The sequence below is a fragment of the Variovorax sp. GW823-FHT04B03 genome (assembly GCF_058796495.1).
The window spans coordinates 526,627-552,568 of the sequence record NZ_JBXAIT010000004.1 but is presented as its reverse complement, the minus strand read 5'-3'; the positions used below and the strand labels follow the sequence as shown (position 1 = coordinate 552,568).

Here is a 25,942-nt window from a genome sequence, read left to right as displayed (position 1 = left end):
CAAGGGCCTGATCAAAGACGCTAGCGCAGGCAGGCGGCAGCTACACCACTTGCACCACGACCTTGCCCTTGGCGCGCCCACTGTCGACGTAGGCCAACGCTTTGTGGGTGTCCTGAAATGGGAACACTTTGTCGACGATCGGGCGGATGGCGCCTGACTCGATGAGGGCGGTGATCTCTCGCAACTGCGCCCCATCGGCCCGCATGAAGACGAAGGTGTAGTGGCCCCCGTTCTTCTTTGCCTTGTTCCTGATGCCGAAACTCAACAGGCGCAGCACTTGCCTGAGCGGCCAGACCAGTCCTCGCGCGATGGCGAACGCCGGGGTGGGCGGCCCCGAGATGGAGATGAGATGCCCGCCCGGCTTGAGAACCTGGAGGGATTTGTTCAGCTCGCCGTTGCCGAGGCTGTTCAACACCACGTCGTAGTCGCGGAGCACCGTGGCGAAATCCTGCTGCTTGTAATCGATGACGACGTCCGCGCCCAAGGCCTTCACCCAGGCGACGTTGGCCGTGCTGGTGGTCGTGGCCACGAATGCCCCGAGATGCTTGGCAAGCTGGATGGCGATGGTGCCGACGCCGCCGGAGCCGGCATGGATCAGGACCTTCTGCCCCTTTTTCAGCTTGGCGGTTTCGACCAGCACCTGCCAGGCGGTCAGGGCCACCAGAGGAACGGATGCGGCCTCGACCATGCTGAGATTCTTGGGCTTCAGCGCCAGCGACGATTCCTTGACGGCGATGAACTCAGCGAAGGTGCCGATGCGATCGTCGTCGGGGCGCGCATAGACCTCGTCGCCCGGTTTGAAGCTGCGAACGCGAGCGCCGACCCGCTCAACCGTACCGGCCAGGTCGTTGCCCAGGATCAGGGGGAAGTGGTAGGGAAGAATCAATTTGAATTCGCCGCTCTTGATCTTCGAGTCCAGGGCATTGATGCTCGCCGCGTGGATCTGGATTAGGACGTCATCGTCCCGCACCTCGGGCTCGGGCGTTTCGCCGATGCGGCCAACTTCATTCTTTCCGTAACGATCGATGATGAACGCTTTCATGGGCGACTTTTTTCCAGAGTGTTTGATTGAATGCGCTTCGGGCAGCCCCGCCCCACAGGGGGCGGTCGGGAAAGTCGGCCTGAAGCCGGTTGCAAAAGATGCCGTCGTTCAGTCATTGAGAAAGGCCAGCGCCTTGGGCACGAATTCGCCGTGATACTGGAAAATCCCGCCATGCCCAGCGTCTTTGTAGATGACCAGTTGTGAGCCTGGGATGCGACGCGCCATGTCGTGACTGTTCACGGTGGGAACCATGATGTCGTTGTCGCCATTGGCGATCAACACAGGGATGCGGATGCCGCCCAGATCCTGGGGCGCCTGCTGGCCCCAGGCCTTGATGGCCTTCAGCTGTCGCAGGAAGGCAGGGGGCATCGGTTCCTTGTCCCGATCCGCCTTGCGCTCCTTCAGTCGCTCCAGGAAGGCTTTCGCGGCTTGACGACCGTTGGCCGTGGAGGTGAAGAACAGAAAGGTCTTCGGATCCCGCAGCGTCAGCAGGCCTTTGACTATCAGCGGCCAGGAGACCGCTCCGACCCGTTCGATGCCTGTGCCGCCTGCCGGCCCTGTGCCGGTCAGGATGAGTCGGCGCACCAGGCCGGGGGCTTTCAGCACGATGTCCTGCGCCACGAATCCTCCGAGGGAGAAGCCAAGCAGATCAATCTTCTCGAAGCCCAGTGCGTGGACCAGCGCGATCGCATCCCGCGCCATCGCATCGATGGTCACAGGCGCTGTTCCGCCTGAAGCGCCGATCCCTCGGTAGTCGATGGCGATGATGCGATGCCTGCGGGCAAGTCCATCGACGATCCGCGGGTCGAAATTGTCGAGGACCGCGCCCCAGTGGTTGAGCAGGACCAGAGGCACGCCATCGCGCGGCCCCAGGTCGCGGTACGCGAATGCAGTCCCGTCGACATCGATCGAGAGGTTGGGAGCGTCGATGAAGGGCATGCGCGATCCGGTCAGGCGTTCACATCCACGATGGTGCGCCCCTGGACCTTCCCTGCGAGTACCTGGCTGGCAACGTCAGGAACCTCTGCCAATCCGATCACCTTGGTGGTCCGTGCCAGCTTGTCCAGGTCCAGGTCGCTGGCCAGACGCGACCACGCCTGCAGCCGCGCAGGCTGCGGCGCATTGACCGAGTCGATACCGGCGAGGGTGACGTTGCGCAGGATGAAGGGCAGGACGGATGCCGGCAGGTCCGCGCCCTGTGCGAGCCCGAAGGCCGCGACCACGCCGCGATACCGGGTCTGCGCCAGGACGTTTGCCAAGGTATGGCTGCCGACCGAATCGATGGCCCCGGCCCATCGCTCCTTGGCGATCGGTGCGCCCGCTTCGGACAGGGTGTGACGGTCGATGATGTCCGCCGCGCCCAGCGCACGCAGGTAATCGGATTCCTCGAGACGCCCGGTCGACGCGATCACGCGATAGCCCAGGCTCGACAGCAGCGCGATCGCCACGGAGCCGGCGCCGCCATTGGCGCCCGTCACCAGGATGTCGCCGTGCTCGGGCGTCAGGCCACCATGCTCGAGCGCGAGCACCGACAGCATGGCGGTGTACCCGGCGGTGCCGACGGCCATGGCATCCCGGGTCGAAAACACCTCGGGAACCTTGACCAGCCAATCACCGCTCACCCGCGCCTTTTGCGCAAAGCCGCCGTGGTGCGTCTGGCTCAGTCCCCAGCCGTTGGCCAGCACACGGTCGCCGGCTGCGATGCCGGGATAAGTCGACGACTCGACGACACCGGCAAAGTCGATGCCCGGAATCAGCGGAAACTGGCGAATGACCGGTGACCGGCCACTGAGCGCCATCGCGTCCTTGTAGTTCACCGTCGAGTACTCGACCGCGACGGTGACGTCGCCCGGCATCAGGTCCTCTTCCTTGAAGTCGACCAGGCTGCTTGAAATGGTGTCGCCGGTCTTGCTGGCGAGCAGTGCCTTGAATGTCATGTGCTGTTCCTTCCGTTCTGGCGTTCTTGCCGTTTCAGGCGGCGGTTCGATAGCGCTCCGCCACGTGCGCCTGCCGAATGTCCGCGACCAGGGCCTGACGTGCCGTGTTCAGCACTTCCCAGCGCGCGGCATCGTGCAACGGCGGGATGGTCACGAGTTCACGGCGGTCGAATCCGGTCAGCGCGGCATCCACCAGCTCTTCTACTCCCATCAGGTCGGGCATCGCACGGGTATCGATGCCCGCGCGCTCCCAGATCTCGGTGCGGGTGCCGGCCGGCAACACCGCCTGCACGTAGACGCCCTTGGGCGCGAGCTCCAGGCTCAACCCCTGGGACAGGAACAGCACGAAGGCCTTGGTCGCGCCGTAGACCGACATGCCGAACTCGGGCGCCAAGCCGACCACCGAGCCGATGTTGACGATCGCGCCTTTGCCGGCCTGCACCAGGCGCGGGGCGATGGCGCTCGCCAGCCTCACGAGTGCGGTGGTGTTGAGGCTGACCAAGCGGGCGACATCGTCTGTCGACTGGTCGATGAACGGGCCGGACAGTGCGGCCCCGGCGTTGTTGATCAGGGTCTCGATCCTGGCGTCCTCGCGCAGTCGCGTCTCGACGGCGGCCAGGTCGCCGGGTTGGGTCAGATCGGCCGCAAGGATATCGACGGCAGCGCCGGTTTCCTCACGCAGGCGCGCCGCGAGCGTTTCCAGCCGCGCCTTGTCGCGCGCCACCAGCACGAGGTCGTGGCCGCGGCGTGCGAAGCGGTCGGCATAGATGGCGCCAATGCCGGTCGAGGCGCCCGTGATGAGAACAGTGGAATGAGAGGTCATGTGTTTTGCTCGTGATCGAAAGGGTGAGTCCATGCCGCGATATGCAGCGTGGAAAAACGACTACCGGACGCTGGAATCAGCGAGGGTCGGATAGTCGATGTAGCCTTTGGCGCCACCGCCATACAGCGTGGTGGGGTCCAGCGCGGCGAGGGGTGCGCCGATCTCCAGCCTTTCGACCAGATCGGGGTTGCTGATGAAGGGGCGGCCGAAGACGAACAGGTCGGCCTTGTCCTCGATCAGGCGGGCGTTGGCCAGTTCGAGGTCATACCCGTTGTTGGCCAGGTAGGTGTTCTTGAAGCGAGTGCGCAAGGCGTCGAAATCGAACGGTGCGGCATCGCGCGGACCCCCGGTGGCGCCTTCGACCACATGCAGGTAGACGATGCCCATCGCATTGAGTTGCTCGGCGATGTAGTCGTACTGCGACTGCGGATCGCTGGACGAAATGGCGCCGGCCGACGACACCGGCGAGAGGCGCACACCGGTGCGCTCGGCACCGATTTCCTTCGCCACGGCGGCCGTGACTTCGAGCAACAGGCGCGCGCGGTTCTCGATGGAGCCGCCGTACGCGTCCGTCCGGGTGTTGGCACCGTCCTTGATGAACTGCTCCAGCAGGTAGCCGTTGGCACCGTGGACCTCGACGCCGTCGAACCCCGCAGTGATTGCATGGGCCGCAGCCTGGCGGAAATCCTCGACGATGCCTGGAATCTCATCCAGGGTCAGGGCACGTGGCTCAGAGACGTCATGAAAACCGTTGTTGACGAAGGTCTTGGTCGCGGCGCGGATGGGGGAGGGGGCCACCGGCGCGGTGCCACCAGGGCGCAGGTCGACGTGGGAGATACGGCCCACGTGCCACAACTGCACGAAGATCCGCCCGCCCTTGGCGTGAACGGCGTCGGTCACCTTGCGCCAGCCGTCGATCTGCTGCGGCGTGTACAGACCCGGGGTGTCCTGGTAGCCCTGGGCATCGGCCGAGATCTGGGTGGCCTCGGTGATGATCAGGCCCGCCGAGGCGCGCTGACCGTAGTAGGTGGCGGCGTACTCGCTGGGCACCAGACCCGCGCCTGCCCGATTGCGCGTCAGCGGCGCCATCACGATGCGGTTGGACAGTTGGAGTGAGCCAAGTGTGTAGGGCTCGAAGAGCGTCTTGTCAGTCATGCTTGTTTGCTGTGTCGTCGTTGATCGGGCGGGGACGGGATGCGCTACGGCATCACTCCTCGAGGAACTGGATCGCGTGTTGCAGGAAGCGCTCGGGATACTGGAACTGCGCGCCGTGTCCGGCGTCGGGATAGATCAACAGCTGCGCGTTGGGAATGTTCTGCGACAGATGCCAGGAGTTGATCGTGGGAATCATGATGTCGTCGACGCCGTTGAGCACCAGGGTCGGCTGCGTGACGGCGTTCAGGAAGGCATAGGGGTTCGCACCCGGCAGCGGCTGCAGGTAGGCGGCGTGCGCCTCGGCTTGGGCTTGAGCGACGGCCATCGAGCTGGGCGGGTCCTGGTCGGCGCGCTGGTGGCGGCGCTCCCAGAAGGCCAGACCCGCCTGCTTGGCAGCTTCCGAGCGGCCGAAGAACAGGTAGAGAAAGTCATCCGCGGTCGGCACGGGGTTCGGCGCGACCTCCAGCACCCTGGGCTCCATCTTCGGATCGCCGCCGCGCAGTCCGGTGCCGAGCAGGACGAGCTTTCGAACCAGTTGCGGGTGACGCAGCACGACCTCCTGCACCTGGAAGCCCCCGATCGAGAAACCAAGCAGATCGACCTGGGACAGACCCAGCGCCCGGATCACCAGGGCGATGTCGTCCGCCATGTCTTCGATCCGGTTGCGGGGCGTGCCGGTCGAGGAGGCAATGCCGCGACCGTTGTAAAGGATGACCTCGCGGCCTGCGGCCAGACCATCGGTCAACAGGGGATCCCAGTGGTCCAGGCCGCCGCGGAAATGCTGGACGAAGAACAGAGGGGGCTGTCCGCTGGAGGTGTTGCCCCAGCGGCGATGGGCGAATTTGTCGCCATCCACTTCGACGAAGCGGGTGGGTGCGGTCAGGTGGGTATCGCTCATTTTCGGAAGCCTTCCAAGGTAAGTTGGCCTAATGATGTCGATCATCATCTTTGATGTCAAGGACTTTGATGATGATCGACATCAATGTATATTCATGGCTTCACCGATGGCACATCTAGAGAGGTCCTGGACATGAAGGTCACCAAGGCGCAGGCACAGGCGAACCGGGCGCACATCGTCGAGACGGCCTCCACGCTGTTTCGCGAGCGTGGTTACGACGGGGTGGGGATTGCGGACTTGATGGCGTTCGCAGGCTTTACCCACGGCGGGTTCTATAAGCACTTCGAATCCAAGGCCGACCTGATGGCGCAAGCCGCGACTTGCGGTTTTGCGCAGACGGCCGCCAAGGCCGAAGGCGTCGATGCGATGGCATTTGTCCATCACTATCTGTCCCGTGAACACCGAGATGCACCGGGTGACGGTTGCACGATGGCCGCCCTGTGTGCAGATGCTGCGCGCCAACCGGAGTCGATCAAGACGGCGTTTGCGACCGGCATTGAAAACCTGCTGGTGACCCTGGGAAACCAGTTCGACGCGCCAGAGGAGGACGATCAGGGCGGCGACGCACGCGCCAGGCGGATCGACCTCATTGCGCAGGCAGTCGGTGCCATCGTGCTGTCGCGGGCGTGTCCTGACGACTCGCCACTGGCCGATGAAATTCTGGATGTCTGCCGCAGCGCCGTACTGTCGAGGCTTTCCTCGATGACGCCTGGCGCTTCCGGTTCCCAGAGCACCTAGTCGCACAATTTCCGCGACAGCCCACGACAGAGGTCGGCGGCATCTCATTGCTGCAGACGCTGCGGGTCCCCTGAGGCCGCATCCTGCACAGCGCGAAACGCGCTTATAAAGAGCTCGCCCCACCACTGATTCTTGAGCGAGTGCGTATGAAGTCTGCAGGCTTGAAGGGAACCGTGTCCATTGAACTGGTGCACGAGGCGATCCACGCCGCGGCGCTGAGAAACATGGACATCAGCAGCGTCCTCGAAAGCGCCAAGATTGATCGTGAGCTGTTGAACGCGCCGCGCGCGCGCATCTCGGCGGCGGCGTACTCGCAGATGTGGGTGGCGCTGGCCGACCTGATGGACGACGAGTTCTTCGGCCTGGACAGCCACGGGCTTCGCCGCGGCAGCTATGCGCTCATGACGCGCGCCGCCGTCAACGCCGACAACCTCGCGCACGCATTGCGCCGCATCCTGAGGTTCCTCCACGCCACGCTGGACGACTTCCGCGGCGAGCTGGTCTGCGATGGCGACGAGGCGCGCATCGTCCTGCATGACGGCGGCGTGCTGCGCCGGCTGTTCGGCTACGGCACCTGGTTCATCCTCGTTCATGGCCTGGCGTGCTGGCTCGTGCACCGGCGCATTCCCCTGCGCGAGATGCAGTTCCGGTGCCCGCCGCCCGGCGACGACAGCCACTACCGCACGCGCTTCTGCGAGAACGTGAAGTTCAACGGAGAGGCTACGCACATCAGCTTCGCCAGCGATCTGCTGGACCTGAAGATCGCGGAGTTGCCCGCCACGGTCAACAACTTCCTGAGGGAAGCGCCGGCCAACCTGCTGGTCAAGTACCGCAACGATGCAAGCACCAGCGCCCAGGTGCGCAACAGGTTGCGCAGCCAGATGCCCGAGGCGTGGCCCGAACTCGAAAAGCTCGCACAGGAACTCTGCGTTTCCGGCACCACGCTGCAACGCCGCTTGCAGCAGGAGGGCGTGAGCTACCAGCGCGTGAAGGACGACCTGCGGCGCGACATCGCCATCGACCTCTTGTCGAGTGCGTCGCTGACGGTGGCCGAAGTCGCTGCCCGCACCGGCTTCCAGGAAACCAGCGCCTTCCATCGCGCCTTCAAGAAATGGACAGGCGTCAGCCCGGGCGCCTATCGCTCGTCCGCGCCCGCGCCGCAATAAGCCGAAGCTCCGGCGTCCGGCAGGGATGCCGACATGTCCGAACGCCCCATCCAGATCGAGACGCGCGGGCATGGAAGCGTGCCGCCTGCAGAACTAACCTCCCGTCGACATCGCATCTCGCGACAGATCAAACGACAGGAGACAAAAACATGCAGCAGGCCGGCAAGCAGGTCGATATTCACGCGTTGGCGGGGCACTCCCGGTTCAACGGCTTTCACGGGCTCGTGCTCTGGTGGTGCGTGTTGATCCTGGTCATCGACGGCTATGACCTGGCGGTCGTGGGTGCCGCGCTGCCATCGATCATGAAAGACATGGGCGTCGACGCCACGAGCGCCGGCGTCATGGCCGGGTCGGCGTTGTTCGGAACCATGCTGGGCGCGATCTTCCTGGGCACCTTGGCAGACCGCATCGGCCGCCCTCGCATGATCGCGGTGTGCGTGGCGCTCTTCAGTGTCTTCACGGCGCTGACCGGGCTGGCCACCGAACCCATCGGCTTCAGCGTCGCCCGCTTCATCGCGGGCCTCGGCATCGGCGGGGTGTTGCCCATCGTGACCGCGCAGATGGGCGAGTTCGCCCCGGTGAAGCTGCGCACGCGCCTGGTGACGATGGTTTTCGCGGGCTACTCCGTAGGCGGCATTCTGGTTGCGCTCACTGCCAAGCAGCTCATCGAGAGCCACGGATGGCAATGGGTGTTCTATGTGGCCGGCCTGCCCGTGCTACTGATTCCGCTCATCCTGAAAACGATGCCCGAATCGCTGTCGTTTCTTCTCAAGAAGGGTGACCAGCGGCAGCTCGGGGAGATCGCGGCCAAGCTCGCGCCGGAGCAGCCGAACGCAGCCGGCATCGTGTATGTCGGCGCGTCCACCGACTGCCTGCACGACGCGCCGGTGCGCACCCTGTTCGACGCCGGACGCGCGTTCAGCACCGTGATGATCTGGGTGGCTTTCATGACGGGGCTGTTCATGGTCTACGCGCTGAACTCCTGGCTGACCAAGCTCATGGCCATGGCGGGATACAGCCTGGGCTCGGCCCTGAACTTCGTGATCGTCTTCAACGTCGGTGCGATCGTGGGCGCGATCGGCGGCGGCTTGCTGAGCGACAAGTTCAACATCAAGCATGTGCTGGTGGCGTTCTACGTGGTCGGGGCTGCGTCGCTGGCCGCGCTCGCATACACGAAATCGACCGAGCTGCTGTTCGTTGCCGTGTTCGTGGTGGGGGCGTCCACGCTCGGAACGCAACTGCTGGCCTATGCCTACGCCGGCGATTTCTATCCACCGGCCGTGCGTTCGACGGGTGTCGGCTTTGCCTCGGGTGTCGGCCGTATCGGCGCCATTGCCGCGCCGATCCTGATCGGCTGGCTCGTGTCGCTGAGCCTGCCCATCGAGCAGAACTTCATGGCGATCGCCCTGGCCGGCGTCATCGGCGCGGCAGCGGTGTCGTTCGTGAACCAGTCGCGCGCCGCGTCGACCCAGGCCAAGGCCGCGCGCGCGGCCACCGGCGAAGTGGGCCGTGTGGACGGGGCGATTCGCCCGGCTTCGAAATAGCAAGGAAACCTCAATGAACCGAATGATGGCGCCACCGCTGGAGGCACACGCGCTGCAAGGAGCGGTCGACTGGGCCATTGCCACCCGGCGCAGCGTCAGGGCGTTCTTGCCCCGGCCGGTGCCCCGGGAAGAGGTCGAGGCGATCCTCTCGACGGCGCGCTACAGCGCCTCCGGCATGAACATGCAGCCCTGGCATGTGCATGTGCTGACGGGGCCTGCCAAGGCCCGTCTGTCGGCGGCGATTGCCGTGCTCGACGACGATCCCGGCCGGTCGGGCGAGCTGCTCGAGCCCTACGACTACTACCCGCGCGAATGGTGTTCTCCCTACCTGGAGCGGCGCCGCAAGGTCGGCTGGGACCTCTACGGATTGCTCGGCATCGCCAAGGGCGACAAGCAGCGCATGCACCTGCAGCACGGTCGCAACTACCGCTTCTTCGATGCGCCCGTGGGCCTGTTCTTCACGGTGGACCGCGAACTCGAGGAGGGCAGCCTGCTGGACTACGGCATGTTCCTGCAGAGCGTGATGGTGGCCGCGCGCGGCCGCAACCTCCACACCTGCCCGCAGGCCGCGTTCCTGAAATTCCATCGCCAGATCGCGGACCTGCTGGACATTCCCGCCGGCCAGATGCTGGTCTGCGGCATGAGCCTGGGCTACGCCGACACCTCGTCGGTCGAGAACTCGCTCGTCACCGAGCGCGAGCCAGTCTCCGCGTTTACGACCTTCCACGACACCTCCAAGGAGACCACCGCATGAGCGCGCCATCCTATGCACGGGGCCTCGAACGCTGCGCGGCAAATCATGTGCCGCTCACGCCGCTGGGCTTTCTCGACCGCGCGGCGCTCGCGCATCCGAACCGCGTGGCGGTGGTGCACGGCGAGCTGACGCGAACCTGGGCGCAGACGCGCGAGCGCTGCCATCGCCTGGCGTCCGCGCTGGCGATGCGAGGCATCGAACCGGGCGACACCGTCTCGGTGCTCGCGCCCAACACGCCGGCCATGCTGGAGGCCCACTTCGGCATTCCGCTGGCCGGCGCGGTGCTCAACGCAATCAACCATCGCCTGGATGCCGAAGGCATCGCGTTCATCCTGCGCCACGGCGAGTGCAAATTGCTGATGGTCGATCGCGAGTTCGCCGCCACGGTGGCCGCAGCGCTGAAGCTGCTCGACCGTGCGCCTGCGGTCATCGACATCAACGACCACCTCGCACCACCCGGCGAACCCATCGGCGAGACCGACTACGAATCGCTGCTGGCGAACGGAGACCCGGACTTTGCCGGTCGCTGGCCCAGCGACGAGTGGCAACCCATCGCCCTGAACTACACCTCCGGCACGACCGGAGACCCCAAGGGCGTGGTCGCCAGCCATCGCGGCACCTACCTCATGAGCCTGCTGCAGATCACGAACTGGGCGATGCCACGGGCGCCGAAGTACCTGTGGACCTTGCCCATGTTCCACGCGAACGGATGGTGCTTCACCTGGGCCGTGACTGCGGCGGCGGGCACCCATGTCTGCCTGCGCCGGGTGTCTGCCGACGCCGTGCTGGAGGCCATCGAGCGCCATCAGATCGATCACCTCTGCGCAGCGCCGGTCGTGATGGCGATGCTCGCGGACGCGGCGAAAGATACCCGGCTGCCGCGCCCCGTGCGCGTGCTCACGGCCGGCTCACCGCCGCCGCTCGCCGTGCTGAACGCGGTGCTGGCGATGGGCTTCGACGTGGAGCACGTCTTCGGAATCACGGAGGTTTCCGGCACGCCGGTGAGTTGCGTGTGGCAGGACGGCTGGGACGACCTAGCGCCCGCCGAGCAGGGGGCGCTGCGCGTGCGCCAGGGCGTGCGCGCCGCCATGTTCGAAGGCCTCATGGTCGGCGATGCCGACACCCTCGAACCCGTCGTGCCCGACGGCAAATCGGCGGGCGAGCTCATGTTGCGCGGCAACACCGTGATGATGGGCTACTTCAAGAACGAGGCGGCAACGCGCAAGGCGCTCGCCGACGGCTGGTTCCGCACCGGTGACGTCGCGGTCCTGCATGCCAACGGGTATGCGCAGATCACCGACCGGTCGAAGGACGTGATCATTTCGGGCGGCGAGAACATCTCGTCGGTCGAAATCGAAGACGTCATCCATGGACACCCGGCGGTGCTGCATGCCGCCGTGGTGGCGCAGCCCGACCCCAAGTGGGGCGAGGTGCCGTGCGTGTTCATCGAGCTGAAGGCCGGTGTCGCCGCGCCCAGCGAGCAGGAGATCATTGCGTTCTGCCGCGAGCGGCTGGCGCACTTCAAGTGTCCGCGCCGCGTGATCTTCACCCCCTTGCCGAAGACGGCCACGGGAAAGATCCAGAAGTTCCGCTTGCGCCAGCAGGCCGGAAGTCAGGACGCCATCACCCGGCTCGCGAGCCATGGCTGAGTGCGAAGCGGCCGCGGCCCTGGGGCCTGTCGGGCCCGGCTATCGCTTCTCGCGACCCCACACCTTCGACGAAGCGCAAGTGCGTGCCTTCGCGCTGGCCGCGGGAGACGAGAACCCGCTGCACCATGATGCCGCGTTTGCACAGGGCACGCGCTTCGGCGGCTTGATCGCCAGTGCGACCCACACCACCTCGCTGCTGATGGGGCTGACCGCCAGCCACTTCGCTACGAGGGGGAAGGTGCTGGGCATGAACTTCTCGGTCGACCTGCTGCGTCCCGTACGGGCGAGCGAGACGGTACTCATCGAGTGGCGCGTGACGTCGATGGCCGCGCATTCGAAGGGCGGCTGCGTTCTCGAATTGCAAGGTGCGATCAAGAGCGCAGACGACAGGACCAGCGTGCTCGCGCAGGGCACGGTGCTTTTCACGCCCGCCGCATGAGTGCTTTCCGCGCCAGCGTGCGCGTTCACGGGGGCATTGCCCCAACAAGGAGACAAAAGATGAAGATGGCCCCTCTCACATGCCGACGCAACACCCACCGGCGCATCACCTCGTGGTCCGTGGTGGCTGCTGCGGCGCTGCTTGCTTCCTGCGGCGGCAGCGGCAGCGGTGGTGGCAACTCGCCACCCGCGCTGTTCCCGTCCGCCGCCGGAAGCGCGCAGGCCGCGTGCAACAGCTTCCTGAGCCGGGCCTTCGAAGGCGCCACGATCACGCAGGCGACGCTGACGCCCCAGACAGACACCACGCCGGAGACCTGCACCGTGCGCGGCGAGATGCGGCCGGAACTCGCCTTCGAAGTCAAGCTGCCCAGCAGCTGGAACCAGCGTGTCCTGTTCATCGGCGGCGGCGGCTTCGACGGCGCCATCTACCCCAGCGCCTACAGCCCTGGCGTCGCGGAAAGCGGCTACGCGACCATCGCGACGAACCATGGACACGATGCGGCCAAGCATCCCAATGGCTCCTTCGCTATGGACCCCCAGTTGCTTCAGGACTACGCAGACGGTGCCGTGCCCAAGGTGCTTGCATCGGCGAAGGCCGTGCTCCGCTCGCGCTATGGCGAATCGGTCGGCCGCTCGAAGTTTGTCTACGAGGGCTGTTCGGGCGGTGGGCGTCAGGCGTTGATCCAGGCGCAACGGCATCCCGATCTGTTCGACGGCGTGATTGCGCGCGCCCCGGCCAATGCCTACACGGGCCAGTTCCTCTGGTATCAAAAAATACTCAAGCAGCTGGCCCAGCCCGAGGCGGGCCTGAGCATCCCGAAGGTCAAGACCCTCGCGAACTTCATGCAGTCCCAATGCGATGCACTCGACGGCCTGAAGGACGGCATCATCAGCCACCCCGAGGCCTGCAAGCCCGATCTGGCCAAGCTCCGATGCACGGGCGCCGACGCAGACTCTTGCCTGACCGACGCGCAGCTGGCGTCCGCCAAGGTCCTGTACGAGCCCACCGATGTGGCGGGTGGTCGCTACACATGGCCGGCCTTTCCCTATGTCGGCGGCGAGACCGCCGACGACGCATCGTGGCAGGCCATCGGAGGCACCACGTTTCAGATTCTCGGCGGCGACTACATGAAGTACTTCGTGGCGCAAGACCCGTCCGCAGACCCGCTGAACGTCGACCCGCTGCAGTACACGAACCGACTCGACCACCTCGCCCGATTGATCGATGCAGTCAACCCCGACCTGAGCGGGTTCCGGGCCCGCAACGGCAAGATGCTGCTCATGCACGGCACCACCGACTGGCTGATCACGCAGAACAACACCACGGACTACTACCGCAAGGTCGTCGCCGCAGCGGGCGGGCAGGCCGCGGCCGACCGGTTCGTCGAGTACTACGTGCTGGCAGGCAACGACCACTGCGCCGCCACGCCGGCAGGCGGCAAGGGCCCGGACAGCGTCGACCTCGTCACCCCGATGTTCGACTGGATCGAAACCGGCACCCATCCCAGCGCCCGCGAGATCGTGGCCACGCGCAGCGTCGAGCCGGGCAAGGGCATGCAGCGGCCGATGTGCAGGCACCCGCAGTTTCCAAAGTACAACGGCACCGGCGATCCCGAGGCGGCGTCCAGCTTCACCTGCACGTCACCTAGCTAGGCGTCGTGGCGCTGTGTACGCAGCAGTGTTGGCACAGGCTGATCTGTGAAGGCATTCGCGAAGAGAACGCGCGTCGCCCGTTCTGGGTGGCGCGGGAAGGATTCGACACGCGCTGATGCATTCAATGGATACAGTGTCCTCCTGCTGGTTTCTCGCACCCTCTGGCCGCCGAAGCGCGCAACTTCGGCGGGCGCCGAAGGCATGCGTCGGCGTACTGACCTTACCTACGAAGCCCGATCTGGACTGAGCCCCGCAGCGATTCACACTGCCTTGGTTGTCGGATATTGGCCTCGTTGCAGACATCGATTGTTCCGATCCCGACTACGGCAATCGCTGCATAGCTGTCCTTCGTGTACGCCCCCTCCAGACAGGTTGCTGTCAGTGTGGCCCGCTGAACGTCTGCTGTGCGTCGCAACCGAACCCTCCGATAACCGAAGCAACCAGTTGCTGGTGCGTCCCTCGCTGCAGACAACGCTCGATCCTTCCATTTATGCTGTCGGCGACTGCGCGAGCCTAGTGCCTATCGGCGGTGATCTGCCGTTGCCGCCCACAGCACAGGTGGCGCATCAGCAGGCGCAGCACCTGATTCGTCACCTGCCTGCTGCGCTTGAGTACTGCACGCAGGTGCCGGATTTCAGCCACACCGACTTCGGTGCCCTGGTTTCCTTGGCCGATTACGACGCCTATGGTTCGCTGGGAAAAACGGGCATGTTCAAAGGTGTGACCTTCAAAGGACGTTTGGCCCAGCTCAGCCACGTGCTGCTGTATCGGAGCCATCAGGCCAGGCTGCATGGCTTCGCTCGAGGCAGCCTGCTGTGGCTGGTGGACCTGCTGAATGCACGACTGCGCCCTTCAGTGCGATTGGACTAGATAGGAAATTCATAGGAAGCCGGAACCCGTGGGGCTGTGGTCTTGCTCGTTCCGCGGAGAAGACCGGCCCTTGGTCTGATCCCGCTGTGGCGCATCGGCGGCCTTGTTCGTCGCTCATGCATTCGCAAAACGATCGTTGTAAAAAATCATGTGATTTGCTAGTCTTTGACTTTTTGCTTTGAGTTGGGAGGTCGCGCCATGCAAGCATCAGACGGGAGATTCCACTGGGAGCGAAGCTGCCCTCGTCGAGGTCGCTTCACTTCGATAGTTGCCATGCAGGGGAGAAGGGGCATGCGGTGGGACCAAGAGAATGGGACATTGCCTCTTTGCAGAGGGATGAGATGCATCGATCGGCTGTTCGGCATGACCAGGAATGAGGCAGCATGAGCGCTGTCTTCCACCAAACCGATCCTTTAACTGCCGTCAGCCGCATTGATTTTGGCCGCGTCTCGGTTTTCTTCGGCGAGAAGAATGGCAAGTATCCCGATGGCAACCAAGTGCTCATACGTGGCACCGATACGCGCGCCGCTTTCGATACGCCGATCGTTGCCAACCACATCGGTCCCGAGTTCGACGCCACCGAGTTGGTGGTCATGGGGCATGTGCACGAAGACCACATGGCTGGGCTGCACCGTCTGCCCGCCGCGGCGGTGCATGTGCACGAAGCAGACTTGCCTGCGGCGCAAGGTTGGGACGGCATGCTCAAAGCCTTCGGCATGACCGATCCGGCCGTCATCCAAGACATGCTCGCCAAGTTCCAACGCGACTTCTTCTATGCTCCGCGACCTGATGCAAGAGGCTACGTGGACGGTGCGAGGTGGGACCTGGGCCGGACGGGCATCCGGGCCTTTCACATGCCCGGCCACACGGCCGGCCACACCGTGCTGCTGGTCGAGCCGGAGGGCGTTGCATTCATCGGCGACATCGACTTGACCGGCTTCGGTCCCTACTACGGCGACGCCGGCTCCAGCTTGCGGGATTTCCGCCGCAGTCTGGCGCGGCTGCCGGACATTCCGGCCAAGGTGTGGGTCACCTCGCACCACCGTGGCGTGTACACCGAGAGAGAGCGATTTCTGCGCGATCTCGCGGCCTTCGCCGCCAAGTTCGACGAGCGCGCGCAGCGGCTGCTGGACCTGCTGCGCGAATCGCCAAAGACGCTGGCGCAGCTGGCCCAGCATCGGATGCTGTATCCGCCGGGCTATGAAAGCCCCTGGGTGGTCGATGCGGAGACCCGCACCATCTCGCAACACCTGGTCGAGTTGCTGGCCGACGGGCAGGTGCAGGTCGACGGGCGGGGTGTCTATCGCACCGCTTGATGGCAGTCTTCGTGGTGCCCATGGGCGCCTACTAAACTGAGTACCGTGGGATCTTGGCCGACGAAACCGATCGCTTCGGTCCACGAGGAATGGATATGGATGTGCAAGTTGTTCGTGGATGACCTCAACGATGTCAGATAAGAAGACCAAGCCAGCGCACGGCGCCGGGGAGCGTGGGCAGACGCCGACAAGGGGGCGCCCCGCCGGCGACCCCGAAATCAAGCGCAAGGAGTTGCTCAGGGCTGCGGCATCGGTGATCGCACGGGAAGGCTATGCGAAGGCATCGCTGCGCACGGTCGCGCAGTACGCCGGGCACTCGACCGGTGCCGTGACGTACTACTTCGCAAACAAGGAGGAGCTCATCGTCGCGTTGCTGGAAAGCGCGTTCGATCGCTTCGATGCCATGCTGGAGTCGGTCCGGGAAAAGGGTGACATCCGGTTGCTCTTCGAACACTGGCTGCAGCTGAACGAGCGCAACACACGGTTCTGGCCTGCGACTTCTGAGTTGCTGGCGCAGGGGCGGTATGAGCCCGCATTCGCCGAGGTGATCGCCCGGCGCTATGCGCAATTTCGCAAAATCCAGACGTCGATCCTCAAGGAAGCGCAGGAGCAAGGGAGCGTTCGCTGCGACATTCCGGCCGACCTGCTTGCCGATCAACTCAGCGCGATGGGGGACGGCTGGATGCTGATGTATCCCGTCGAGCCCAAGCGCTTCACTTCCAAGCGGATCCGGGCGCTCATCGACGCTATAGGCGTCCTGATCGCTCCGGCATCTGGCGTGCAACCCGCACCCGGATCGCGCAGCGCGAACGCCGGCTAGGCCGCACTGTCATCTCTGCGCGCGCAGCGATGCTGCGCGTCGCTTCGGCGCCGGCCGCGATGGTGCCGTGGGGGCCGATTGCCCCTGATACCCGACACGAGAATTCGCAGCGACCCCTCGCTGCGGTGCAGTCGTGGCCGTCATGTTCTGGCAACAGCTTTCCTCGCGTCAGCTTCGTTTCCCCTTAGGGGGGTCTAAATATTACACAACGAGTGTCATGTAAATATGGGATTTCATTAACAGAACGACTGTTGTGTAAAATTGGATGGATGGCTACAGTGAGGCATCCAGGGCAAGGAAATTTCTGCTGCCCGATCACAAAGGAGCCTCACCATGCTGACCACCCCCGAGATGCGCGACCAGTTCCGCAACGACGGTGCCACCGTCTTCAAGAACTGTCTCGACGAAACCCAACTGGCCCGGTGCTACGACGCCTTCAAGTGGGACATGGCCAACCCCGGTCCCCACGTCTACCGGGGCCTGAACGGGACTGCGCTGGAGACCCATATCGACAATGCCAACCCCGAGGCCAAGGCCAAGCTGGACGAACTGGCAGCGTCGCTGCCCTTCGGGCAGATCTTCCAGGAGCTGTGGGGCTCGGAGAACGTCTGGTACTTCGCCGAGGAGATCTTCGCCAAGGAAGGAGGCAAGAGCGGTCGTGGTCCCTGGCATCAGGACACGGCCAATCTGCCCTGGGCCGGCCGCCACTGGGGCAACGCCTGGATCACCTTCCAGAAGATTCCCAAGAGGAACTCGCTGGAGATCGTGCGCGGTTCGCACCTGGGCATCCAGTACGACGGCGCCAGCTTCATGAGCGCCGACGATCCGACGGATCCGCTCTACGGCGACGGCACCTACCCCCGCCTGCCGCACATCGACAAGGACTTGGCGCGTGACCCTACGTCGTGGGACATCGTCTCCTTCGACATCGACCCCGGTGACATCGTGTTCCTGCACCCGCGTTCGCTGCACGGCGGCGCCCCGGTCGACGCCGGCTGCCCCACCCGTCACACCCTGGTGATGCGCTTCTTCGGCGATGACGCCACCTTTCGGGAACTGCCCACTTGCAAGCCGAGCTATGCCCGCGTCGGTCCGCTCTTTCGCAAGGAAATGGCTCATTTCAGCCAGGGCGATTCGTTCCGCTCGCCCATCTTCCGCCAGGTTGCCGGCATCTGACATCACCAGGAGTACCACCACCATGAAGCGACAAATGATCAACCCCGCGTCCGTCAAGGCGAAGCACTACGACCAGCTGCATTTCTCGTCGGCCACCCGTGTGGGCGACATGGTCTGGGTGTCCGGCCAGGTCGGTTTCGACGTGGCGACGGGCAAGCCCGGCCAGGGCATGGCCGCGCAGGCCCGGCTGGCATTCCAGAACCTCAAAGCCGTCCTCGAGGAGGCCGGCGCCACACTGGCCGATGTCGTCGAGATCATGACCTTCCACATGGACATGCAAGGCCCGGACATCCAGGCGTTCGCCAAGGTCAAGGACGAGTTCCTGCCCGACCGCTACCCGTCGTGGACCGGGGTGGGCGTGACCCAGTTGGCCCACCCGGCGTACCTGGTCGAGGTCCGCGCGGTCGCTGTGGTCGGCTGCGGCGCAGACTAGGCCCCGGCCTGCAGGCCGCGGGCATCAGCCGCGGCCTTTCCACGAAGAGCGCATCGCCCCGCATGCGGGGGATGGCTGCGTCCGCGTGTTCCGTGGGCGTGGCGGCACAGCACAAAACCAGACAACAGATGAAACGCTGATGGAGACAAATGATGAACCGTATTGACGAGACGAGGCCAACCTCTGCCGGAATCGCCCCTTCGTTCTTGCTGGCGCGATTCGACCGCCTGCCCACGATGCGGCTGCATTACGTCTGGGCCGCTCTGCTGGCGCTCAACATGATGCTGGAGTACTACGACAACGCCATCTTTGCCTATGCCAGTCCGACCATCAAGGCGCACACCGGCATGAGCACCGAGCAGATCGGCTTCATCAGCAGCGCCTTCTACGTAGGCATGGTGATCGGCGCGCTCGTCGGCGGCTGGCTCTCGGACAGATGGGGGCGTCGCCCGGTATTGGTGTGGGGCACGGTCATGTATTCGCTCGGCGTGGTGGCGACCGCCTTCGTGCCCGGGTACGAACTGATCCTGGGCTCCCGCTTCATCACCGGCCTCGGAGTGCAGGCGGCCACGTCGGTGCTGCTGGTCTACGTCTCCGAGATGTTTCCAAGCGGCGCGCGCGGGCGCTTCCTGTCGGTCGTGACGATGGGGCTCACTGCTGCGGCAGTGCTTGCGGCGGCGCTGGCCATGTTCTACCTGCCGACCGGCGGGCCGGACACCTGGCGTCACCTGTTCCTCGCAGGCGGCATCGGTCTGCTGATCGCCCCGCTGGTGCACTTCTGCCTGCCGGAGTCGGTGCGCTGGTGCGTGGCACGCGGACAAGTCGACCGCGCCGAGAAGATCGTCAGCCGGCTGGAAGCGCGTGCGCTGCGCCAGGGCCCGCTCGCCACGCCCCAGGTGTCGGCTGTACCGTACGCCGCAGCGCAGCCGACGTTGCGCGACCTGTTCCAGAACAGGTCCGTGTTACGCAACCTGGCCGTGCTCTTCGTTTCCTATTTCGGGGTCTACCTCGCGTACTACACCTGGGCGAACTGGAGCATCTACGCACTGGTGTACGACCTCAAGTACGCGCAGAAGGACGCGTATTTCATCCTGTTCATCTGGACCGTGGTCTACGGCGCCATGCCTTTCCTCGCCATGCGATTTCTGGATCGGTGGGAGCGCAAGAACACCATCCTCTTCATGTCCGTGTTCGCGGCGCTCACTCTGGCAGCTTTGGGCATGTCCACCGGCTACTGGGCTGTATCCATCATCGGCGGCATCCTCACCGTCTTCGCCGGATTCGTCCTCAATGCCTACTACACCTACATCCCCGAGACGATGCCCACGCAGTTGCGCGCCCTGGGCAACGGCATCGTGATGTCGGGGGCCCGGGTCGGCGGCGCGGTCTCCGGCGTGATGGGCGCGGCACTGGTGTCCGCAGGTGGCTTGAAGTATGTGACGTGGACGGCTGCCGCGATCTACATCGTCTTCGCCATCCCCGTGCTGCTGTTCGGCCCGCGCACCACTAACCGTTCGCTGGAAGCCGTGGCCGATGAAGAACTCGGCCGAGGGCAGGGCGAGGCGCCGCCGCCGCTGGCCTCCAGCCGGGCGGCAGCCTGAGTCCGCAGGAGCCGTTCATGCTGCCTGTCCAAGAGAACCGCGTGGTCTCCACGCACTGGGGCACCTATAGCGTGTCCGTGAACCAGGGGAGGGTGTCCGGCATCCGGTCCTGGTCGGGCGATCCCGCGCCGGCGCCGGTCTGGGAGGGCCTGGACGGCTCGCACACGGGGCCGAGGGTGGCCGCGCCCGCTGTCCGGCAATCGTTCCTCGAGAAGCAGCATCGTGCGAGCGGTGCGGGCCGCGGGCGCGAGCCCTTCGTCGAGGTCGACTGGAAGACCGCGCTCGACATGGCCGCCGCGCAGCTGGACAGGGTGCGCGCGACGCACGGCAATACGGCGATCTTCGGCGGCTCCTACGGGTGGGCCAGTGCCGGCCGGTTCAACCATGCGCAGAGCCAGATCCATCGCTTCCTGAACCTGCTAGGCGGCTATACGCGATCGATCAACTCCTATAGTTACGGCGCCGGGGAGGTGATCATCCCGCGCGTGGTCGGCTCGATGCACAGCCTCGCGGGTCGGCACACCTCGTTCAAGTCCATGATCGGCCACACCCGGCTGCTGGTCACCTTCGGGGGGCTGCCGGAAAAGAACGCGCAGGTGAATGCCGGTGGCGTCACACGGCATCGCTATCGCGACACGCTCGGGCAGCTCGCTCAGGCGGGTGTGCGCCTGGTCTCGATAAGCCCGATCCGGGACGACACAAGCGTGCCCTGCGAATGGGTGCCCATCCGTCCGCAAACCGATGTGGCGCTGATGCTGGGGCTGGCCTACGTGCTGGAAACCGAGAACCTCGCGAACCGGTCATTCCTGGCCCGGTACACGGTCGGCTACGACCAGTTCCGTGCCTACCTGCTGGGACTGTTCGACGGCATTGCGAAGACACCGCAGTGGGCATCATCCATCTGCCGCGTGCCGGCGCAGGAAATCGCGCAGCTGGCGCGCGATATGGCGCGGCACCGGACCATGATCACTATGTCGTGGTCTGTACAGCGGGCCGAGAACGGGGAGCAGCCGTACTGGATGACGGTCGTGCTGGCGTCGATGATCGGCCAGATCGGTCTGGAGGGCGGTGGATTCGGCTTCGGCTATGCCGCCGTCAACGGCATCGGTCTTGAGTCGATCACGGTGAAGATTCCCGCACTGCCGCAGGGCAGGAACCCCGTGTCTTCGTTTATCCCCGTGGCCCGGATCGCGGACATGCTGCTCAACAAGGGGCAGTCGTTTCGCTACAACGGCCAAACGCTCACTTACCCCGACACACGGCTGATCTATTGGGCGGGGGGTAACCCCTTTCATCACCATCAGGACTTGAACCGTCTTCGCAAGGCATGGGCGGTGCCGGAAACCATCATCGTCAACGAGCCCTGGTGGACGGCGACGGCCAAGCATGCAGACATCGTGTTTCCCACCACCGTGGCGTACGAGCGAAACGACATCGTGGGCACCAGCAGCGATCCTTTTGTCATCGCCTCCGCAGCGCATGCGAAACCCCATGCGGATGCGCGGAACGACTACGAGGTCTTCTCCGAGCTCGCCACCCGGCTGGGATGCCTCGAAGAATTCACGGGGGGGAAGACGGAGGAGGATTGGCTGCGCTCGTTCTATGCGCAGATCAAGGAGCAAGGCGACGAGCAGGGCCTGAAGCTTCCGACGTTCGATGAGTTCTGGGCGAAGGGAATGGTCGAGGTGCCGACGCAGGAGTCCGCGGCGGTCTTCTCGGAGTTCATCCATGACCCGGTTGGCAAGCCTTTGCGCACGCCGTCGGGCCGCATCGAACTCTTCTCGCAGACCATCCGCGACTTCGGCATCGAGGGGCAGCCGGGGCATCCGGTCTGGATCGAGCCGCAAGAATGGCTGGGCGCGACCCAGGCGCAGGCGTTTCCCTTGCACCTGCTGTCGAACCAGCCGAGCTCCAAGCTGCACAGCCAGTACGACCACGCGCCGCACAGCCGGAAGTTGAAGATCTCCGAGCGGGAGCCGATACGGATTCACCCGGTCGATGCGGCAAGCCGGAACATCGAGACCGGGATGATCGTCCGGGTGTTCAACACGCGAGGCAGCTGCCTTGCGGGGGCGGTGGTTTCCGATGCTGTGATCCCGGGTGTGCTGCAGATGGCCACCGGCGCCTGGCTGGACCTGTCGCCGGAAGACGGCGACGGCATCTCCCTCGACAAGCATGGCAACGCCAATGTACTCACGCGCGACTTCGGAACTTCGGAGATCGCGCAGGGCAGCACGGCCAATTCATGCCTCGTCGAGATCGAGCGCTTCGCCGGCGTACCGCCGGCGACGACCTGCTTCGATCCGCCGGCCATCATCCCCAAGACATAAAGAGAGTATCGACATGGTGAAAACAGCCCTGCCCGCCTGCCCGATCCAGCCCCTGCACGAGTACCTGCGCATGCATGCGCGAGAACGGCCCGATGCCGCTGCCCTGGTTTGGTACGGCACCGTGCTGAGTTGGTCCGACCTGGATCGTGCCAGCGATGCCTTCGCCGCCCGCCTGCAGGCCCTTGGCGTGAAGAAGGGCGATCCGGTGGTGCTGTTCCTCGGCAATTGCCCGCAGTACGTCGTAGCGCACTACGGCATTCAGAAGATCGGTGCCGTCGTGTGCCCCAACGGACCGCTGAACAAGGAGCATGAACTGGCCTATCAGGTGAACGACCTGAACGCGCGGGTGATCGTGGCGGCAGCGGCCCTCTTGCCGGTGGTGCAGAAGGTGAAGCCAGTGAGCACGCTGGCGCACGTGTTCATAGTGCACTATGCCGACCTGCTGCCCGCGCAGCCGACACTGGACCTGCCCGCCGAACTGAGTACGGCGCGTGAAGACGCGCGCGTTGTGCCGACGGACTGCGAAGACTTTCTGGCCGTGATGTCCGGCAGCGCCAGACCCGCCTCCGTCGAACTGGACATGGATGATCTGGCGCTGATGCTCTACACGTCAGGCACCACGGGGCTGCCCAAGGGCGCGATGCTCACCTATGGCAATGCGCTGTACAAGACGCGTACTTCGGCCTTCGCCATGGGGGTGGAGCGGGATGACACACAGCTATGCGTCGCACCGATGTACCACGTCGCCGGTATGTTGACCGGCGTGAACGTACCGGTGCTCTGCGGAGACACCGCCGTGCTGCTGCATCGTTTCGAGCCGCGTGCCACGCTGCAGGCCATCGACCGCTACCGAATCACGGCGTGGTACAGCATCGCACCCATGAACGCGGCCTGCATGCAGCAGCCCGATATCACCCGATTCGATCTGTCCAGCCTGAGCAAGAACACAGTCACCAGCTTCGGCATCGCCTTCACCGAAGCGCTGGCCCTGCAGTGGAAGAGCTTCGCTCCGAACGCCCATGCGCGCGAGGCTGCCTACGGTTTGTCGGAAACCCATAGCTGCGACACCTACATGCCGACCAACGCCATCCGTTGGGGCACGGTGGGCCTGGCGGTGCCGGGGGTGGTGATACGCATCCTCGACCCGGACACCGGCGATGCGCTGGCAGCGGGCGAGCAGGGAGAGATCGTGCTGACCAGTCCCGGCGTTTTTAAGGGCTACTTCAACAACCCCGAAGCTACCGCCGCCACGTTGCGCGACGGCTGGGTGCACACCGGCGACATGGGGCGCATGGACGCCGATGGCTATCTCACCTTCATGGGGCGCTTCAAGGAAATGATCAAGGTGTCGGGGTATCCGGTGTTCCCCGAGGAAGTCGAGACCATTCTGATCAAGCACCCGGCCATTTCCCAAGTGGCGGTGGTCGCACAGCCGGACGTGGACAAAGGCGAGGTAGTGAAAGCCTTTGTCGTGAAGAAGGCGGGAACCGAACTGGCCGCCGATGAGTTGATCGTCTGGTGCAGAGACAACATGGCACCGTACAAGGCGCCCAGGCATGTGCGTTTCCTGGATGCACTGCCGACCGCGGGAGCGGGGAAGGTGCTGCGACGTTTGCTGAAAGACGTCGAATGATGTCGTGAGTGTGTCTGCTCCAGAGCGTAGTCCGGCGCTCTGACATTCGGCCCTCATTGCCGCACCGCGCGCGAGATTGGTGCGGAAGGTGCCGACTTCTATCGGTGTCCGACGGACACTGAAGGGCTCAGTCTGCTGGTGCAGCGCATTGTCGAAACCCTACGGTTCGAACTTGGATGTCTTGTACAGACACGCGCCGCGGCGTCGATAGTGGCCGCGGCTAGAAACAGCCTACGATGCCTTTGGCGCGTGAAGTATCGGCGTTCGCTTCATCGACCTGAAGACATCGGGAGTCCCGCGTCGGCGGATGTGCTATCTCGGTGCTTGCCGCCTACAGGCCGGCTTGGCTCGCGGCCTCGAGCGCAGGCTTGACGCTTTCGATGGCCCCACCCCCATCGCAGGGGATCAGCGCACCCGAGATGTAGCTTGCATAGGGCGAAGCCAGGAATAGCGCGAGGTTGGCGATGTCATCGAGCGAGCCGAAGCGTTGCAGCGGCACGTGGCCGCGCGCGGCGGCGTGGTCTTCCGGCGTTGGCGCCATCAGCTTCCTGAAACCCTCCGTGCCTTCGATCGGGCCGGGCGAGATGGAGTTGACGCGAATACCTTCGCCGCCCCATTCCAGCGCCAGCACTCGCGTCAACTGATCAACGCCGGCCTTGGCTGCGCAGGCATGGGCCTGGTAGCGCATCGGAACGAAGGACTGCGGCGCGGTGATGTTGATCACTGCCGCGCCGGGCTTGCACAGGTGTGCGTGCGCTTGGCGCAGCACATGGAAGGTGCCGACGAGATCGATATCGACCACCGCGCGAAAGCCGTTCGACGACATGTCCCGCGCCGCGCACAGGAAGTTGCCGGCCGCTCCCGAGACGAGTACATCCACCGGCCCGAATCGTCCGACCGCGCTCTCGAACGCGCGGCCGACCGCGTCGAAATCGCGCACGTCGGCACACGCGCCATGTACCGGGCCACCGACGTCGGAAAGCGTTCGGCAGGCGTTGTCGACGTTCTCCTGCTTGCGGCTCGCGACGGTCACGGCGGCGCCCTGCCGTGCGAAGGCCTGCGCGATGCCGAAGTTGATGCCGGTGGTGCCACCGAAAACGAAGACATGGCGGCCGTGGAAATCGAGGTTCATTTGCATGGAGTATCTTTCAGCGATTGCGGAGAGCCGGACAGGCCGTCAGGTAAAGCGCGGGGCGCGCTTCTCCCGGAAAGCGGCAATGCCCTCGGCCACATGGACCGATGCGGCTGCCTCGACCATCAGCCGATGCTCCATGTCGAGTTGCTCCAGCAGCGACCGTTCGTTCGCTCCGTCGACCAGCCGCTTGATGCGCGCGAGCGCGCCCGTCGCGCCCTGCGAAAGAGTACGGGCGAGGCTTGTCGTGCGGGCCGCCAATTTTTCGTCCGGGACGATCTCGTCGACGATGCCGAACGCCAGGCATTGCTGTACCGACAGCGGGGCGTTCGTGAAAAAGATTTGTTTGGCGCGTGCTGCGCCGGCACGGCGCGCCAGTAGCCACGAGGAACCGGCGTCCGGTGTGAGCCCAAGGGCTGAGTAGCCGCCGCGCAGTTTCATCGATTCGGCGGCCAGCACGATGTCTGCGCACAGCGCGAGGCCGATGCCGCCGCCGCCGACCGGCCCGTTGACGGCACTGATCACCGGCACCGGCAGCGTCGCCAGCTTGTGGATGGCGGCGTGGAGCGGACCGATGAATTGCTCCAGCAGCGCCGGCAGCGCCGCGCCGGCCTGATCGAAGAACGCGATGCTGCCGCCGGCGCAGAAATGCCTGCCTGTAGCGCGCAGCACCACGGCGCGGACCGACGCATCGGCCGCCACCGTATCGATGCACCCGATCAACGCCTGCGCCGCGTCCGGGTCGATGGCGTTGGATTGTTCGGGACGGTTCAGCACGATGGCGGCCACATGGCCGTCGCGTTCGAGCACGACAGGAGCAGTCATTCGGGTTCT

The 25,942-nt window shown here is 64.8% G+C and carries 22 protein-coding genes and 1 pseudogene; 15 read left to right on the top strand and 8 right to left on the bottom strand.

What is annotated here, in order from left to right:
- Positions 1–40 precede the first annotated feature (40 nt).
- The 6 genes from AC1RAD_RS19825 to AC1RAD_RS19800 all read right to left on the bottom strand — a co-directional run bounded on the left by AC1RAD_RS19825 (position 41) and on the right by AC1RAD_RS19800 (position 5,855).
- Positions 41–1,042, bottom strand: a complete 1,002-nt coding sequence (locus tag AC1RAD_RS19825) for an NADP-dependent oxidoreductase (protein ID WP_492736759.1) — start codon at positions 1,040–1,042, stop codon at positions 41–43.
- Positions 1,043–1,150: 108 nt separating this feature from the next.
- Positions 1,151–1,981, bottom strand: a complete 831-nt coding sequence (locus AC1RAD_RS19820) for an alpha/beta fold hydrolase (protein ID WP_139701798.1) — start codon at positions 1,979–1,981, stop codon at positions 1,151–1,153.
- Positions 1,982–1,992: 11 nt separating this feature from the next.
- Positions 1,993–2,979 carry an acrylyl-CoA reductase (NADPH) gene (gene acuI, locus AC1RAD_RS19815; protein WP_390344587.1) on the bottom strand — a complete coding sequence of 329 codons (987 nt, stop codon included), beginning with the start codon at positions 2,977–2,979 and terminating at the stop codon, positions 1,993–1,995.
- A 34-nt stretch (positions 2,980–3,013) separates the two neighbouring features.
- Positions 3,014–3,802 (bottom strand): SDR family NAD(P)-dependent oxidoreductase, encoded by a 789-nt coding sequence (locus AC1RAD_RS19810; RefSeq protein ID WP_070059257.1) that lies wholly within the window; start codon positions 3,800–3,802, stop codon positions 3,014–3,016.
- Between the two features lie 60 nt (positions 3,803–3,862).
- Positions 3,863–4,957: an alkene reductase gene (locus tag AC1RAD_RS19805; RefSeq protein WP_139701796.1), complete on the bottom strand. Its 1,095-nt coding sequence runs from the start codon at positions 4,955–4,957 to the stop codon at positions 3,863–3,865.
- Between the two features lie 52 nt (positions 4,958–5,009).
- Positions 5,010–5,855, bottom strand: coding sequence for an alpha/beta fold hydrolase (locus tag AC1RAD_RS19800; RefSeq protein ID WP_139701795.1), 846 nt, complete (start codon positions 5,853–5,855; stop codon positions 5,010–5,012).
- Between the two features lie 132 nt (positions 5,856–5,987).
- Between AC1RAD_RS19800 and AC1RAD_RS19795 the strand changes: the two genes are divergently transcribed.
- From AC1RAD_RS19795 to AC1RAD_RS19725, 15 genes and pseudogenes are all read left to right on the top strand, one after another.
- The gene (locus AC1RAD_RS19795) at positions 5,988–6,593 is read left to right on the top strand and encodes a TetR/AcrR family transcriptional regulator (RefSeq protein WP_095747520.1); all 606 of its coding nucleotides are present in this window, start codon (positions 5,988–5,990) and stop codon (positions 6,591–6,593) included.
- Positions 6,594–6,739: 146 nt separating this feature from the next.
- Positions 6,740–7,759 carry an AraC family transcriptional regulator gene (locus AC1RAD_RS19790; protein ID WP_492736756.1) on the top strand — a complete coding sequence of 340 codons (1,020 nt, stop codon included), beginning with the start codon at positions 6,740–6,742 and terminating at the stop codon, positions 7,757–7,759.
- Between the two features lie 149 nt (positions 7,760–7,908).
- On the top strand, positions 7,909–9,303 hold the full coding sequence (locus AC1RAD_RS19785) for an MFS transporter (RefSeq protein WP_492736754.1): 1,395 nt from the start codon (positions 7,909–7,911) through the stop codon (positions 9,301–9,303).
- A 13-nt stretch (positions 9,304–9,316) separates the two neighbouring features.
- Positions 9,317–10,057 carry a nitroreductase gene (locus tag AC1RAD_RS19780; RefSeq protein WP_159270788.1) on the top strand — a complete coding sequence of 247 codons (741 nt, stop codon included), beginning with the start codon at positions 9,317–9,319 and terminating at the stop codon, positions 10,055–10,057.
- Entirely contained in the window at positions 10,054–11,706 is a 1,653-nt protein-coding gene (locus tag AC1RAD_RS19775) for an AMP-binding protein (protein ID WP_492736752.1), read from the top strand. Before AC1RAD_RS19780 ends, AC1RAD_RS19775 begins: the two co-directional genes overlap by 4 nt.
- Complete coding sequence (locus AC1RAD_RS19770; protein ID WP_070059255.1) at positions 11,699–12,145, top strand: MaoC family dehydratase; 447 nt, start codon at positions 11,699–11,701, stop codon at positions 12,143–12,145. The genes AC1RAD_RS19775 and AC1RAD_RS19770 overlap by 8 nt, the downstream gene beginning before the upstream one ends.
- A 59-nt stretch (positions 12,146–12,204) precedes the next feature.
- On the top strand, positions 12,205–13,797 hold the full coding sequence (locus AC1RAD_RS19765; protein ID WP_492736750.1) for a tannase/feruloyl esterase family alpha/beta hydrolase: 1,593 nt from the start codon (positions 12,205–12,207) through the stop codon (positions 13,795–13,797).
- A gap of 432 nt (positions 13,798–14,229) precedes the next feature.
- Positions 14,230–14,667, top strand: a pseudogene (locus tag AC1RAD_RS19760) (NAD(P)/FAD-dependent oxidoreductase); the annotation flags it as partial.
- Between the two features lie 383 nt (positions 14,668–15,050).
- Complete coding sequence (locus tag AC1RAD_RS19755; protein ID WP_070064098.1) at positions 15,051–15,983, top strand: MBL fold metallo-hydrolase; 933 nt, start codon at positions 15,051–15,053, stop codon at positions 15,981–15,983.
- A gap of 130 nt (positions 15,984–16,113) precedes the next feature.
- Complete coding sequence (locus tag AC1RAD_RS19750) at positions 16,114–16,803, top strand: TetR/AcrR family transcriptional regulator (RefSeq protein WP_125948588.1); 690 nt, start codon at positions 16,114–16,116, stop codon at positions 16,801–16,803.
- Positions 16,804–17,136: 333 nt separating this feature from the next.
- The gene (locus AC1RAD_RS19745) at positions 17,137–17,979 is read left to right on the top strand and encodes a phytanoyl-CoA dioxygenase family protein (RefSeq protein WP_062469658.1); all 843 of its coding nucleotides are present in this window, start codon (positions 17,137–17,139) and stop codon (positions 17,977–17,979) included.
- A gap of 22 nt (positions 17,980–18,001) precedes the next feature.
- On the top strand, positions 18,002–18,412 hold the full coding sequence (locus AC1RAD_RS19740; protein ID WP_062469655.1) for a RidA family protein: 411 nt from the start codon (positions 18,002–18,004) through the stop codon (positions 18,410–18,412).
- Positions 18,413–18,564: 152 nt separating this feature from the next.
- Positions 18,565–20,013, top strand: a complete 1,449-nt coding sequence (locus tag AC1RAD_RS19735; RefSeq protein ID WP_164546794.1) for an MFS transporter — start codon at positions 18,565–18,567, stop codon at positions 20,011–20,013.
- Between the two features lie 17 nt (positions 20,014–20,030).
- Positions 20,031–22,343 carry a molybdopterin-dependent oxidoreductase gene (locus AC1RAD_RS19730; RefSeq protein WP_492736746.1) on the top strand — a complete coding sequence of 771 codons (2,313 nt, stop codon included), beginning with the start codon at positions 20,031–20,033 and terminating at the stop codon, positions 22,341–22,343.
- Positions 22,344–22,356: 13 nt separating this feature from the next.
- On the top strand, positions 22,357–23,976 hold the full coding sequence (locus tag AC1RAD_RS19725; RefSeq protein WP_125948591.1) for an AMP-binding protein: 1,620 nt from the start codon (positions 22,357–22,359) through the stop codon (positions 23,974–23,976).
- Positions 23,977–24,307: 331 nt separating this feature from the next.
- Here AC1RAD_RS19725 and AC1RAD_RS19720 read toward each other — a convergent pair whose 3' ends face one another.
- Both AC1RAD_RS19720 and AC1RAD_RS19715 read right to left on the bottom strand, forming a co-directional pair.
- Entirely contained in the window at positions 24,308–25,114 is an 807-nt protein-coding gene (locus tag AC1RAD_RS19720) for an SDR family oxidoreductase (protein WP_492736744.1), read from the bottom strand.
- Between the two features lie 39 nt (positions 25,115–25,153).
- A complete protein-coding gene (locus AC1RAD_RS19715; RefSeq protein WP_125948593.1) occupies positions 25,154–25,933 on the bottom strand; it encodes an enoyl-CoA hydratase/isomerase family protein in 780 nt (259 codons plus the stop codon).
- Positions 25,934–25,942: the final 9 nt, after the last annotated feature.

Bases quoted from the DNA above. Each gene is read 5' to 3' on its own strand.
- acuI (WP_390344587.1), bottom strand. From the start codon at position 2,979: ATGACATTCAAGGCACTGCTCGCCAGCAAGACCGGCGACACCATTTCA.
- AC1RAD_RS19775 (WP_492736752.1), top strand. From the start codon at position 10,054: ATGAGCGCGCCATCCTATGCACGGGGCCTCGAACGCTGCGCGGCAAAT.
- AC1RAD_RS19750 (WP_125948588.1), top strand. From the start codon at position 16,114: ATGTCAGATAAGAAGACCAAGCCAGCGCACGGCGCCGGGGAGCGTGGG.
- AC1RAD_RS19755 (WP_070064098.1), top strand. From the start codon at position 15,051: ATGAGCGCTGTCTTCCACCAAACCGATCCTTTAACTGCCGTCAGCCGC.
- AC1RAD_RS19770 (WP_070059255.1), top strand. From the start codon at position 11,699: ATGGCTGAGTGCGAAGCGGCCGCGGCCCTGGGGCCTGTCGGGCCCGGC.
- AC1RAD_RS19800 (WP_139701795.1), bottom strand. From the start codon at position 5,855: ATGAGCGATACCCACCTGACCGCACCCACCCGCTTCGTCGAAGTGGAT.
- AC1RAD_RS19735 (WP_164546794.1), top strand. From the start codon at position 18,565: ATGAACCGTATTGACGAGACGAGGCCAACCTCTGCCGGAATCGCCCCT.
- AC1RAD_RS19810 (WP_070059257.1), bottom strand. From the start codon at position 3,802: ATGACCTCTCATTCCACTGTTCTCATCACGGGCGCCTCGACCGGCATT.
- AC1RAD_RS19715 (WP_125948593.1), bottom strand. From the start codon at position 25,933: ATGACTGCTCCTGTCGTGCTCGAACGCGACGGCCATGTGGCCGCCATC.
- AC1RAD_RS19805 (WP_139701796.1), bottom strand. From the start codon at position 4,957: ATGACTGACAAGACGCTCTTCGAGCCCTACACACTTGGCTCACTCCAA.
- AC1RAD_RS19780 (WP_159270788.1), top strand. From the start codon at position 9,317: ATGAACCGAATGATGGCGCCACCGCTGGAGGCACACGCGCTGCAAGGA.
- AC1RAD_RS19785 (WP_492736754.1), top strand. From the start codon at position 7,909: ATGCAGCAGGCCGGCAAGCAGGTCGATATTCACGCGTTGGCGGGGCAC.
- AC1RAD_RS19765 (WP_492736750.1), top strand. From the start codon at position 12,205: ATGAAGATGGCCCCTCTCACATGCCGACGCAACACCCACCGGCGCATC.
- AC1RAD_RS19820 (WP_139701798.1), bottom strand. From the start codon at position 1,981: ATGCCCTTCATCGACGCTCCCAACCTCTCGATCGATGTCGACGGGACT.
- AC1RAD_RS19795 (WP_095747520.1), top strand. From the start codon at position 5,988: ATGAAGGTCACCAAGGCGCAGGCACAGGCGAACCGGGCGCACATCGTC.
- AC1RAD_RS19720 (WP_492736744.1), bottom strand. From the start codon at position 25,114: ATGCAAATGAACCTCGATTTCCACGGCCGCCATGTCTTCGTTTTCGGT.
- AC1RAD_RS19825 (WP_492736759.1), bottom strand. From the start codon at position 1,042: ATGAAAGCGTTCATCATCGATCGTTACGGAAAGAATGAAGTTGGCCGC.
- AC1RAD_RS19745 (WP_062469658.1), top strand. From the start codon at position 17,137: ATGCTGACCACCCCCGAGATGCGCGACCAGTTCCGCAACGACGGTGCC.
- AC1RAD_RS19730 (WP_492736746.1), top strand. From the start codon at position 20,031: ATGCTGCCTGTCCAAGAGAACCGCGTGGTCTCCACGCACTGGGGCACC.
- AC1RAD_RS19725 (WP_125948591.1), top strand. From the start codon at position 22,357: ATGGTGAAAACAGCCCTGCCCGCCTGCCCGATCCAGCCCCTGCACGAG.
- AC1RAD_RS19740 (WP_062469655.1), top strand. From the start codon at position 18,002: ATGAAGCGACAAATGATCAACCCCGCGTCCGTCAAGGCGAAGCACTAC.
- AC1RAD_RS19790 (WP_492736756.1), top strand. From the start codon at position 6,740: ATGAAGTCTGCAGGCTTGAAGGGAACCGTGTCCATTGAACTGGTGCAC.